General features: G+C 48.5%; 11 protein-coding genes. 6 read left to right on the forward strand and 5 right to left on the reverse strand.

Annotated elements, in window-relative coordinates; translation table 11 throughout:
- Positions 1-315: 315 nt before the first annotated feature.
- From D3F01_RS12840 to D3F01_RS12865, 6 genes are read left to right on the forward strand one after another with little or no spacing between them, the layout of a single operon-like run.
- On the forward strand, positions 316-2,148 hold the full coding sequence (locus D3F01_RS12840) for a class I SAM-dependent DNA methyltransferase (RefSeq protein WP_242889081.1): 1,833 nt from the start codon (positions 316-318) through the stop codon (positions 2,146-2,148).
- Complete coding sequence (locus D3F01_RS12845; RefSeq protein WP_242889083.1) at positions 2,145-3,320, forward strand: restriction endonuclease subunit S; 1,176 nt, start codon at positions 2,145-2,147, stop codon at positions 3,318-3,320. The genes D3F01_RS12840 and D3F01_RS12845 overlap by 4 nt, the downstream gene beginning before the upstream one ends.
- A 4-nt stretch (positions 3,321-3,324) precedes the next feature.
- Positions 3,325-3,900 (forward strand): hypothetical protein, encoded by a 576-nt coding sequence (locus D3F01_RS12850; protein ID WP_242889086.1) that lies wholly within the window; start codon positions 3,325-3,327, stop codon positions 3,898-3,900.
- A gap of 43 nt (positions 3,901-3,943) precedes the next feature.
- Positions 3,944-4,273 carry a hypothetical protein gene (locus D3F01_RS12855; RefSeq protein WP_242889088.1) on the forward strand — a complete coding sequence of 110 codons (330 nt, stop codon included), beginning with the start codon at positions 3,944-3,946 and terminating at the stop codon, positions 4,271-4,273.
- 13 nt (positions 4,274-4,286) lie between these two features.
- Entirely contained in the window at positions 4,287-5,063 is a 777-nt protein-coding gene (locus D3F01_RS12860; RefSeq protein WP_097771751.1) for a DUF1883 domain-containing protein, read from the forward strand.
- A 23-nt stretch (positions 5,064-5,086) separates the two neighbouring features.
- On the forward strand, positions 5,087-8,224 hold the full coding sequence (locus D3F01_RS12865) for a type I restriction endonuclease subunit R (RefSeq protein ID WP_242889090.1): 3,138 nt from the start codon (positions 5,087-5,089) through the stop codon (positions 8,222-8,224).
- Positions 8,225-8,283: 59 nt separating this feature from the next.
- Here the strand turns inward: D3F01_RS12865 and D3F01_RS12870 are convergent, their stop codons facing one another.
- The 5 genes from D3F01_RS12870 to D3F01_RS12890 all read right to left on the reverse strand — a co-directional run bounded on the left by D3F01_RS12870 (position 8,284) and on the right by D3F01_RS12890 (position 12,218).
- Complete coding sequence (locus D3F01_RS12870; protein WP_242889092.1) at positions 8,284-10,230, reverse strand: recombinase family protein; 1,947 nt, start codon at positions 10,228-10,230, stop codon at positions 8,284-8,286.
- The gene (locus tag D3F01_RS12875; protein ID WP_097792018.1) at positions 10,227-10,442 is read right to left on the reverse strand and encodes a transcriptional regulator; all 216 of its coding nucleotides are present in this window, start codon (positions 10,440-10,442) and stop codon (positions 10,227-10,229) included. The genes D3F01_RS12870 and D3F01_RS12875 overlap by 4 nt, the downstream gene beginning before the upstream one ends.
- Before the next feature lie 293 nt (positions 10,443-10,735).
- The gene (locus D3F01_RS12880) at positions 10,736-11,572 is read right to left on the reverse strand and encodes an ATP-binding protein (RefSeq protein ID WP_242889114.1); all 837 of its coding nucleotides are present in this window, start codon (positions 11,570-11,572) and stop codon (positions 10,736-10,738) included.
- Positions 11,569-11,892, reverse strand: coding sequence for a hypothetical protein (locus D3F01_RS12885; RefSeq protein WP_242889094.1), 324 nt, complete (start codon positions 11,890-11,892; stop codon positions 11,569-11,571). The genes D3F01_RS12880 and D3F01_RS12885 overlap by 4 nt, the downstream gene beginning before the upstream one ends.
- Positions 11,889-12,218: a replication initiator protein A gene (locus tag D3F01_RS12890; RefSeq protein ID WP_242889101.1), complete on the reverse strand. Its 330-nt coding sequence runs from the start codon at positions 12,216-12,218 to the stop codon at positions 11,889-11,891. The genes D3F01_RS12885 and D3F01_RS12890 overlap by 4 nt, the downstream gene beginning before the upstream one ends.
- Positions 12,219-12,245: the final 27 nt, after the last annotated feature.

Here is a 12,245-nt window from a genome sequence, read left to right on the forward strand (position 1 = left end):
GGCGAGGCCCCTCCATCTGCTGTCGCAGACCGTTCTGTCGCTTAAAAGCCCCACTGGGGCTTTCATTGCTGCGCTGCGCTCCGCAAACGCAAATTTTGCTCTGCAAAATACTTGTTGGGGACACCCAAACCCTTGAACTGCATCTGCAGGATTAGCGTCTCCAAATGAGAAAGTCTATGGTTCTAACACATTGTCAGCCATTGGTAAACAACTTTTTCCAGTCAAAAAAGAAAATAGCGATGATTAAAGATGAACATTGCAGAAAAATGTGATACAATAGAAAATGAAAATCCAAACAACAGGAGGAATCCCCTCGTGGCAAATAATGTGAACGTCAAAAAACTGGAAGCTGACCTGTGGGAGTCGGCAGATCTGCTGCGTGCAGGCTCTAAACTCACCTCGAACCAATACTGTATGCCGGTACTGGGACTGATTTTTCTGCGGTATGCGTACAGCCGCTTCAAACTGGTAGAGCAGGAGATCCTGAAAGACCGTCCCATGCGCGGCGGTCGGGTGCTGCCGGTGGAGCAAAGCGACTTTGCCGAAAAGAGTGCACTGTTTCTGCCCAAGGAGGCGCAGTACAATTACTTAGTCAATTTGCCCGCCAACATCCCGGAGCAGGGGCTGACCGGCATTGAGGGCAATCCTCTGAACAGTCTGGGCGAAGTGGTGAACAACGCCATGGAACTGGTGGAGCAGCAGAGCGAGCAGCTGCAGGGCGTTCTGCCGAAGGACTACACCATCTTCTCGGATGAACTGCTGGGGGAACTGCTGCGCATCTTCAACAATGATGCGTTGGACGATGTGGGCGGCGATGTGATCGGCCGTATCTACGAGTACTTTTTGAATAAGTTTGCCAAGAACGTGGCACAGGATGACGGCGTGTTCTTTACGCCGAAATCGCTGGTGAAGATGATCGTCAATGTGCTGGAGCCTGCCCACGGTGTTCTGCTGGACCCGGCTTGCGGCAGCGGCGGTATGTTTGTGCAGACCGGCGACTTTGTAAACCATGCGGGCATGATCGCCAACAACACCATGACTTTCTACGGACAGGAAAAGGTGGAGTACAATGCCAAGCTCTGCCTGATGAATATGGCCGTGCATGGTCTGACCGGCGTGATCAAGTCCGGCGATGAAGCCAATACCTTCTATCATGATGCCCACAACCTGAACGGCTGCTGCGACTATGTGATGGCAAATCCGCCGTTTAACGTGGATAAGGTCAAGTCGGAGTCGGCGCAGAGTGCCGGGCGGCTGCCCTTTGGCCTGCCCGGCGTGAACAAGGCAAAAGAGGTGGGCAACGCAAATTATCTGTGGGTGTCCTATTTCTACTCCTACCTGAACGAGCATGGCCGTGCGGGTTTTGTGATGGCGTCCTCGGCTACCGACAGTCAGGGCAAAGACAAGGACATCCGCGAAAAACTGATTCAGACCGGCCATGTGGACGTGATGATGAGCGTGGGCAACAATTTCTTCTACACCAAAAGCCTGCCCTGTTCGCTGTGGTTTTTGGATAAGGGCAAACCGGAACATCTGCTGGACACCGTATTGTTCATCGATGCCCGCAACTATTATACCGTGGTGGACCGCACCCAGAACGAGTGGAGCGACTGGCAGCTGAAGAACCTCAACGCCATTGTCTGGCTCTATCGCGGTGAAGAGGACAAGTACAAGGTGCTTCTGGCGGAGTATCACGCAGAACTGGCGGACGACCGCCCCTTTGCAGAGATTCAGGCCGCACTGGAACAAAACGTGCAGGCCAAGCGGGAAGAAGCCAAAGCCGCGGTGGAGGCAGCACCCCGTAAAGAGCGCAAGACCACGCAGGAAAAGTTCGACAAGGCGCTGGAAGCCCTCAGCGAGAAGCTGACCGTTGCCAAGGAGGCCGTCTGGCTCATTGAAAAGTTTGGCGAGGGCGTTTATCAGGATATTCCCGGTCTGTGCAAGGTGGCCAGCCGCGACACCATCCTCAACGAGAAAGGCGCATCCCTGACGCCCGGTGCCTATGTGGGCGTTGCACCTGTGGAGGATGACGGTGTGGATTTTGCCCAGCGGATGAAGGAAATCCACAAGGAACTGCTGGAATTGCAGGCAGAGTCCAACCGCCTGATGGAAACCATCTCGAAGAATCTGGAGGAGATGGGGGTATGAAGAGGGAAACATATAAACTAAAACAACTTTGCTCTGAAATAGTTGACTGCGTAAATAAAACTGCACCTACAAGCGATGCGCCTACTCCGTATAAAATGCTTCGTACCAGTGATATCAGAGAGGGAAAAATAAATCTTGAAAATCTGAATTGCGTGACAAAGGAAGTTTATGAAAAATGGACGCGCCGTGGGAAGCTCCAAAAAGGAGATGTGATTTTCACAAGAGAAGCGCCACTAGGAGAAGTAGGACTAGTTCGTGAAGAAAAAAACTATTTTCTCGGACAGCGTTTGGTTTTGTTCCGTGCAAATGATAAGATATGCGATGGAAGATTTTTGATGTATTCGCTTTTGTGGCATGATAACAAGCAGGCAATTATATCAAAAGGCGTTGGTTCTACAGTTGCACATTTACGAGTTCCAGAATGTGAAAATATCGAGATTAAAGCACCCGATTTGGATATTCAGCACCGCATTGCAGATATTCTCTCTGCTTATGATGACCTGATTGAAAACAACCAGAAACAAATCAAATTGCTGGAAGAAGCAGCCCAGCGGCTTTATAAAGAGTGGTTTGTGGATTTACACTTTCCGGGGCATGAAAACACGAAAATTGTGGATGGCGTGCCGGAGGGGTGGAAAAAAGAGCGGTTGGTGGATATAGCAGAGATTCAGTATGGGTATGCTTTTGATGGTACATTGTTTAATGCGGACAAAAATGGAACACCAATAATTCGTATTCGCAACATTCCACAAGCAGAAACAATGGATTACACGACAGAGCATGTGAGTGAAAATTACTTAGTTCAAAACGGCGAAATTATTGTTGGAATGGATGGAGAATTTCATATCAATGCTTGGGCGGGTAATACGGCATATCTCGTTCAGCGAGTGTGTTGTATACGACCTAAAAACACAGAGATAAAAGGCTGGCTGTTGCAGGCAATCTATGAGCCAATCAAATTTTTTGAGCGGACAGTTGTAGGTGCAACGGTAGCGCATTTGGGAAAAAAACATTTGGATTCAATTTATCTTTTGACTTCACCAGAAGGATTCTATAAACCGTTCATGATACTTTTTGATAAGCGACTTCTGTTAGAGAATCAAAATCGTAAATTGCGAGAAGCACGGGATAGATTGCTGCCCAAATTGATGAGCGGAGAAGTGGAGGTGTGACACTATGGATATGCCAAAAGAATTTTATAATATGGTATGTAATGACATTACTAGGATTGAAAAGGCAAAAACTACAAGCAACGAGGAACGATTGAAGTTACATAGAGAAATAGACGGAAAATACCAAGCATGTGTAAAGCAATGGTATGATGGTCTGTGGTACAATGATAAAAATGCGAAAATGGTCTTTTATGGACATCTGGTAGAACATCCGAATTGTGTGACCGAAAATCTGGAAATGATGAAGGCAAAGCTGGAAACGTACAAATACCAGATGAATGCGGTACAGTTGCCCAAGCCGGAAGTTTCTAATTCTCAGGTCGTCAACGTGACCAACAGCGTGAATGTGAATGTTACGTTTGAGCAGGTACGCAAAGAAGTAGAAGAAATGACTTCACTCACGAATGAACAGACACAGGAAGTGCTGGATAAAATCTCTGAGATTGAAGAAGTGGTAAAGTCCAAAGACAGCAAAAAGTCAAAGTGGGAAAAAGTAAAGCCTGTTTTGACGTGGCTGGCAGATAAGAGTTGTGATGTAGGCGTTGCGTTATTGCCGTTGCTGTTAAAAATAGGACAGTAATAAAATTAATTTCATGAGCTTTGATGAAAGGGGTGTTCATAATATGTCAAATCCGCTTAATAAATATTGTTCCGAAGCAAATGATCTTAAGGACGTAAAAGATGCGATGAATAAAATTCAAAAACTTCGTGCTCAAATGAAGAATCCGACCAGAGATGGAATGATCGAAGCGTTGCGAGATGCAAAAATGAGTGCGCTGATGGAAATTTCGGCCTTGGAAATGGCGCAGGGTGCGACAAAATGGGTGCCGTTTTCAGAGGCATCAGATAGTACGCTGTACACACTCCTAGGACAGTATGAACGAGGATTGAGACTCCATTGTATTGCTAAAATAGGTGAAAAAGCTTTTAATGAACAAATGATTAGAAAATGAAAAGAGGCACACAATGCAATTTACAAAATACGATTTGGGGCAACTGGATAAGGGCCGTGTTGTAGAAATTATTTTAAAGGGAAATGCTGCAAATGTCCGATTGATGGACAGTAGCAATTTCAACAATTACAGAAATGGACGAAATCATCGATATATTGGAGGGCTTGCAAAGAAATCACCAGTTAGATTGCAGACGACGCACTCAGCGCATTGGTATGTTGCAATCGATTTGGCGGGGTTGGGTGGAAGAGTTCAAAGTTCAGTTCGGGTTTTACCAGCACCGTTACCGCAAATAGAAAATCGTCCGCTTGCAGAGGTTCCATCGCTTGTCCATAATAACGGCTTGATTATGAATGAAGACGCTGGAATTGAACCAGAGTATGACGTTTTTATTTCTCATGCATCTGAAGATAAAGATGAGGTTGTCAGGCCACTTGCAAATGCACTTAAAAATCTTGGTATAAAAGTTTGGTATGACGAATTTGAAATGAGAATAGGAGATAGTCTGAGAAGAAAAATTGATAAGGGATTAGCAAATAGTCGATTTGGAATCGTTGTGGTATCACGTGATTTCATAAAAAAGGGCTGGACAAATTATGAGTTGGACGGCATTATAACAAAGGCTGTATCAGGTGAGCAAATCATACTCCCCATTTGGCATAATATTACGAAGAAGGAAGTTATAGATTATAGTCCTTCTTTGGCAGATAAATTAGCAAGAAATACGGCAATCGATACCGTGGAGGATATTGCTAAAGAAATTGCAGATGTAATAAAAACGAATCGTTGAAATTACGATGAAGAGGTGATCCTATGAGCCGCGAATACTCCGAAAATGTCCTTGTCCAGAACAGCGCAGGCAACCTGCTGCAAAACGTTCTGGGCTGGGAGGTCGTGATGGCTTACAACTCCGAAAAGCTGGGGCCGGACGGGACGTTGGGCCGCACCAGCTATGGGAAAGTGCTGCTGACCCGGTATTTTCGGCAGGCACTTTTGCGGCTGAACCCGTGGCTCACTCCGAACCAGCTGGACGAGGTGCAGAAGAAATTCACGGCGCATGTTTCCACCGCATCCCTGATGCAGATCAATGAGGAAAAGTATTTTCTGCTGCGGGATGGCATCCCGGTGACGGTCAAGCGGCCGGATGGCCGCACTGAAACGCGGAGTGCGGCGGTGATCGACTTCAAAAACCCGGAAAACAATCATTTCCTCGCCGTAAAAGAAATGAAGATCCACTCGCAGCTGTACCGCCGCCGTACAGACATTGTGGGCTTTGTCAATGGCATTCCGCTGCTGTTCATCGAGCTGAAAAAGCCCACCGTGGATGTGCAGAACGCCTACCTAGACAACTATCGGGATTACCTCGATACCATTCCGCAGTTGTTCTATTACAATGCCTTTCTTATGCTGTCCAATGGATTGGAAGCCAAGGTGGGTACGCTTGGCAGCAAGTACGAGTTTTTCCACGAATGGAAGCGTCTGAAGGAAAGCGATGTAGGCAGCGTGGAACTGGAAACCATGCTGCGGGGCATCTGCGAGAAAAAGACCTTCCTCGATCTGCTGGAAAACTTCATCCTTTACGACCATTCCGGTGGGCGCACCACCAAGATTCTGGCCCGCAACCACCAGTATCTCGGCGTCAACGAGGCCGTCAGTGCTTACGAGAGCCGCAAGCTGAAAGACGGCAGGCTGGGTGTGTTCTGGCACACGCAGGGGTCTGGCAAGAGTTATTCGATGGTCTTTCTGGCGCAGAAGATCCGGCGCAAGTTTGCAGGCTCGCCCACCATTGTGGTTCTGACCGACCGTGACGAGCTGAACCGGCAGATCAGCGATACCTTTGAAAACTGCGGTCTGCTGGGCAAGACAAAGGCTTCACAGTTCATTGCATCCAGCGGTGCAGACCTTGTAAAAAAGCTACAGGGCAACCCCAGCTTTGTGTTTACCCTGATCCAGAAGTTCAACCTGCCCAAGGAGCCGCCCATCTACCCGGATCACGACATTCTGATTTTGTCGGATGAAGCCCACCGTAGCCAGTACGGCGTTTTTGCAGACAACATGATGCACCTGCTGCCCACGGCGTCCCGCATCGGCTTTACCGGTACGCCGCTTCTGGCAGATGACCATATCACCGAGCGAACCTTTGGCGGGTATCTGTCGGTGTATGATTTCAAGCGGGCGGTGGAGGACGGCGCAACGGTGCCGCTGTATTATGAAAACCGTGCGGATAAGATCGCCCAGTTGGACAAGCCGGAGATCACCGGGCGGATTCTGGATGCCATTGAAGCAGCCGACCTTGATCCCTCGCAGGAGGAAAAGCTGGAACGAGAATTTGCCAAGGAAATCCATATTCTCACCGCAGATGAACGGCTGCGCTCCATTGCAAAGGATTTTGTGGAGCATTACTCTGACCTTTGGACCAGCGGCAAGGCGATGTTTGTCTGCCTGAATAAGGTCACCTGTGTGCGGATGTACAATTATGTGCAGGAATACTGGCGGGCAAAGATCAGGGAACTGGAAGCCCGGCAGGGTACAGCGACCCAGCAGGAAGCACAGGAGCTTGCCCGCAAACTGGCATGGATGAAAGAAACCGAAATGGCAGTGGTGATCAGTCAGGAGCAGAACGAGGTGCAGACCTTCAAAAAGTGGGGGCTGGATATTCTGCCGCACCGTGCCAAAATGGAAAAGCGGGAGCTGGATAAAGAATTCAAGGACAGCAAGAATCCGTTCCGGGTGGTGTTCGTCTGTGCCATGTGGCTGACGGGCTTTGATGTAAAGTGTCTGTCCTGCCTGTATCTGGACAAGCCGTTGAAAGCCCATACCCTGATGCAGACCATCGCTCGTGCAAACCGTGTTTCGGAGGGCAAGAGCAACGGCCTGATCGTGGACTATATTGGTATCGTAAAGGCGCTGCGCAAGGCTCTGGCGGACTATACGGTCAGCAAGAACAGCCCGGCGGGCATTGACCCAACGGTGGACAAAACGGAGCTGATTCAGCGTATCCGTACGGTCATCGGAGAAACGGACGGTTTTCTGGCAGAACATGGGTTCCAGCTGCAGGAACTGGTGGACGCACAGGACTTTGAAAAGATGAGCCTTGTACAGGATGCGGTCAACGCAATGTGCGAGACATTGGAAACCAAGAAAACCTTTCAGACCTATGCGTCTGAACTGGCGCGGCTGTTCCGCTACGCAGACCGTGACGATGTGGACGATACTGTGCGCGCCCGGAAAAACGCAATTCTCGCCATCTACGAGGGCTTGCAGCAGAAGCGGAAACACGCAGATAACACGGACCTGATAGTGCAGATCAACGGCATCGTCAACGAGTACATCCATGTGGAAAAGCCGGATCAGGAGGCTGTACCATCCCGGCAGTTTGACATCAGCAAAATTGATTTTGACCTGCTGAGCCGGGAGTTTGCCCACACCCGGCGGAAGAATCTCTTGCTGCGCGATCTGGATGAACTGGTGAATCAGCAATTGGCGAAAATGCTGTTTGCAAACCCGCACCGCATGGATTATTATGACCGCTATCAGGAGATCATCGATGCCTATAATGCAGAGCAGAACCGGGCAACCATTGAGAAAACCTTTATGGATCTGATGGAGCTTGCAAGTTCACTGGACACGGAGCAGCAGCGCTATGTGCGTGAGGGCTTTTCCAGTGACGAGGAACTTTCAGTGTACGATTTGCTGTTTTCGGAGAACCTCACGAAGCAGGAAATTGAAACGATCAAGGAGGTGTCTGTGGACTTGTTGACAAAAATCAAACAGCAGATTGCCAAACTCGACCATTGGACGGACAAGCAGGAAACTAAGGCAATTGTGGATAACCTGATTCGCAATACCCTTTGGCAAGAACTTCCCAATAGCTATGATGTAGGCGATATCCAGACCTACCAGAAGAAAATCTACGAGTATGTATATATGCGCTACCCGGAAGTAGCATAACGCAAAAATCACCCCAGAGAGAACGCACAAGAGGCTATTCTCTCTGGGGTGATTGCGTATCAAATCATCTGAAAATGCTTCAACGCTTCCACAATCGCATCCTCTTTTTCCTTCGGACACTTGGGCTGCTTCGCATTTTCATTTTTCGCTTTATGGTGATTCTCTCGCTCAATAATGCCGTACTTCTGCTTCACCTGTGCGATATAGAGATTGGAAACCTTCAACTGGTGGTGTTCCCATACGTACTCCCGAATCTCGTTGTAAGTCGCCTTGCTCTCCGCAGCAGTCACATCCAGCTCATCCATGCTGACGTCCACTTCGATGTGCCGCTCGACATTGAGTTTGGTCAAAAGGAGAACCGCTTCAACGGTTGATTGCGATTCCAAGGGAAATTCTCGAATCTCTTTTCCATTATAGGGAACAGGGAAGGCAAATACAATGTTCCGAATCCAGTTGCCATTTGGCTGTTTTTCCGGGAAAATATCAATGCGCTCGATGAAGGCGCGCATGAATTCCTTTTGCTCCACCTCAGTGGCGGCATTGTAGACTTCATCGAAGGCCAGAAGCAGGTGATAGATGTTGTCCGCTGTGATCTTCTCCTGATGAATGTCATCAATCTGACCTTGGATTTCAGCGAGCTGGGCTTCCATGTCCTCAATCAGTTCATATTGCTCATCGTAACGCCGCTGCAAATCCAAAGACTTACGGTCATAATAGGGATCATTAAAGTCCAGTGTGTCCATCTGGTGCTCCAGACGGGACTTTGTATTGAGTCGCTGGCGGAGCTGCGCTTTGATTGCATCGGCCTGCTGCTCCAACTCGCTGGTATCGACTGCGGAACCGATTTTTTCTTTGATGGCATCTACGAAGCGCGGGTCGTGAACCATAGCGGATACGATGGATGCGACCATCTGATTGATTTCGTTCTGTTCAATGTTCAACCGGAAAGAACATTCGTGTCCAGTCTGCCCTTTGATGCTCTTGCAGAAGTAGTAGTAACGAGTTTTGTTATCCTTGCTGTGAGCCTTAGAGACATTTCCGTACAGGTTCCGTCCACAGCAGGGGCATTTCAGAATGCCGGAAAGAATATGTGCGTGGTCGGGGTCACGCACATATTCACGCCGCCCTGTGGTACGCTGACGCTTGGTCTGTGCAAGATTCCAGTCGTCCTCGGAAACGATGGCTTCATGTTGACCGACATAGACGGGAAACTCGGATTGCTTCACAACGTGCATTTCGTTTCGAGTGCCGAGTTTCTTTTCAACCTTACGGCGACCAAATGCAATCTTACCGCAGTAAATGGGATTGTCCAGAATACCTCTAACAAATACAGCAGAAAACTTTGGAATAGTTCCATTCTGACGGAGCTTTTTCACATAGCCATGGGTGTTCAGATACCGGGCAATACCTGCTACACCATCGTTGGTATGGATAAAGCGGTCAAAAATAACACGGATAACTTCCACTTCATCGTCTGCAATCGAAAGCTCGCCATTTTCCAGCCTATAGCCATAGGGTGCAAAGCCGCCGTTCCATTTGCCCTCACGGGCTTTCTGTTCACGGCCGGCCATCGTTTGAGCACGGATATTCTCACGTTCGATTTCAGCAACAGCAGAAAGAACAGAAATCATTAACTTGCCGGAATCTTTGGAACTGTCGATGCCATCTTCTACGCAAATCAAATTGACACCGAAATCCTGCATAAGCTGCAAGGAGTTCAGAACATCGGCCGCATTGCGCCCAAAACGGGAGAGTTTGAATACCAGAACATAAGAAACGCCGTCTTTACAGTCTTGCACATCTCGCAGCATCTGTTGAAATTCGTGCCGACCTTGAATGTTCTTACCGGAAAATCCTTCATCAGAATATTCTCCAGCAATGACCATATCTTCATAATCGGCATATTTGCGCAGCTTTTCACGCTGTGCATCAAGGCTGTAACCGTCCACCTGCATGGCCGTAGATACGCGAGTATAAATGTAGCATTTGGTGCGTGCTTTTTTCATAAGAAATCCTCACTTTCGGCGGTTGGTTGTTGTGTGAGATTTTCATGCTGGATATAATACTCTAGCAACCGGAGTACATACTCTGGCGCATGGCGGTGGCCGAGTTCCCATTCTGTTACAGTGCGGTAGGGAATTTGGAAGAAAGTGCAAAACTCCCGGCGGTTCATCCCGGTCGATTCGCGCAGTTCGAGGATTTTGTCTTTGCAGTCCATAAAGTTGTCCTCATATATGTAAAACACGCTACGCAATTATTTTAACATAAAAACAAAAATTACGCAACGTGTAAATCTGCTTATGCAGCTTTACTGTTGGTCGCGCAAAGCGGAGACTCCTTTTGCTCCAGTACAGTTGAGCCATATTTTTGAATCAGCTTTGCCATAACATCGATACAGCGTACAAAGGATGCATTGTCAGTTTCGGTGTCATAGTATTTTTTCAATAGGCAACTCCATTTCCTTGTAGCAGAACTTTGACAGTCCTGCGAATTTTAGAAACATCCCTTGATTCATCCGATTAAACTTTTTAAGCGTTCCAGCTTTTCCTGTGCATTCTCTTTCCGGAAGCTGACCCCAATGCAGGAGATCGGGACGCACATTTCCAATAGGCGGTCATAGATGCGGGCATGGGCTGTATCTTGTGGGTGCCGTATCTCGTCCAGCGTCAGGTTGGTGGTGACGATCAACGGCTTCCGGCTGCGGTATCGGCTGTCCACGATGTTGTAGATCTGTTCCAGTGCGTACTCGGTACCACGCTCCATGCCGAAATCGTCAATGATGAGCAGGGGATAGCGGCAGAACTTGTCCACAATATCATTTCGCCCGGAAAAGCTGCTGTTCAGCTCGTTCAGGATTCGGGCGAAGTTCGTCATACGCACAGGCACCTCCTGCTCCATCAGAGCGTTCGCAATGCATCCGGCAAGGAAACTCTTGCCGGTGCCAACACCGCCCCAGAGAAGCAGCCCAAGGTTCTCTGCGCGCATGGTCTGCCATTGCTCTACATAACAGTGTGCATGACACATCTGCGGGCTGCGGCCATTGTCGTTTTCAAACGTCCAGTCCAGCATTGCCGGGTCAGAAAATCCCGCGGCTTTCAGCCGCCGCACAAGGTCGATGTGCTTTTGTTGGTTAATAAGGGCTTCCTGCTGTTCTCTTTCCGTGCGCTGGCAGCTGCATTCGACGGGATGCTTGTTCTTGCCCATCAGGACAATGCCCTTTGCAAAGAACGCTTCTTTTGGGGTATGACATTTTCCGCAATAAAGCAGACCGTCCTTGCCATAATAATCATCGGTGTTTTCGGGAATACTGGATGGGAGCTGTTCCAAAATTTTTTCTATCGTCTTTATAGGCTTTCTCCTTCCTTGAATGTGTAGTCCGGGATACCCGGTATCGATTTTCGTTCTGTTTTCTGCCGCTTTGCCCAGATACGCAGCGTTGCGGCATGGTCTGCATACTTTTTGCCAGTGGACTGGATATAAGCGGACAAGTGCTCAATCAGACTGTCCAGCCCTGCAAAGTCAGCCTTGAGCCGCTTATACTCCTTTTCCGTCAGAAAGACATTCTGGTATTCTCCCAATGAGAGATGAGCACTGGTTGCTCTTATCAGGTGGTTATCATTCAGGTTGTTCTTATTACGTTGGTTAGGTGTGCATTTTTGTGCAATCATACTGTGACTGCGCAATTCTGCACAGTATGCGGAACTTTGAGCAGAATGTGGCTGGGTTTAGAAAAGCCGTAGCGCACTCGCTCGGCAAGTTCCGCTTTTTCCAGTTCAGCAAAAGAGCGTGTCACACTGGAAACGCAGCACCCCAAATCTTTCGCCAGGTTGGAAAGCGGATAGATCACATAGATGCGTCCCCGATCGTCCACCCAGTTGTTTTTCTGGGAGAGTGTAGCACGGTCGAGCAGGAGCGTGTAGAGCAGCTTTGCCGTGTGGCTCAGGTCAGCGTCGAGAAGAAACCGGGCATAGGGCAGATACTGCGGCAGTGGCATATTGGGTTTCATATAATCCGAAATTAC

It is taken from the genome of Faecalibacterium sp. BCRC 81149 (genome assembly GCF_022750605.1).
GTDB classification, from domain to species: Bacteria; Bacillota; Clostridia; order Oscillospirales; family Ruminococcaceae; genus Faecalibacterium; species Faecalibacterium duncaniae.

Coding starts and splice junctions, on each gene's coding strand:
- D3F01_RS12875 (WP_097792018.1), bottom strand. CDS start 10,442: ATGGACTGCAAAGACAAAATCCTCGAACTGCGCGAATCGACCGGGATG.
- D3F01_RS12845 (WP_242889083.1), top strand. CDS start 2,145: ATGAAGAGGGAAACATATAAACTAAAACAACTTTGCTCTGAAATAGTT.
- D3F01_RS12855 (WP_242889088.1), top strand. CDS start 3,944: ATGTCAAATCCGCTTAATAAATATTGTTCCGAAGCAAATGATCTTAAG.
- D3F01_RS12850 (WP_242889086.1), top strand. CDS start 3,325: ATGGATATGCCAAAAGAATTTTATAATATGGTATGTAATGACATTACT.
- D3F01_RS12870 (WP_242889092.1), bottom strand. CDS start 10,230: ATGAAAAAAGCACGCACCAAATGCTACATTTATACTCGCGTATCTACG.
- D3F01_RS12860 (WP_097771751.1), top strand. CDS start 4,287: ATGCAATTTACAAAATACGATTTGGGGCAACTGGATAAGGGCCGTGTT.
- D3F01_RS12890 (WP_242889101.1), bottom strand. CDS start 12,218: ATGCCACTGCCGCAGTATCTGCCCTATGCCCGGTTTCTTCTCGACGCT.
- D3F01_RS12885 (WP_242889094.1), bottom strand. CDS start 11,892: ATGATTGCACAAAAATGCACACCTAACCAACGTAATAAGAACAACCTG.
- D3F01_RS12865 (WP_242889090.1), top strand. CDS start 5,087: ATGAGCCGCGAATACTCCGAAAATGTCCTTGTCCAGAACAGCGCAGGC.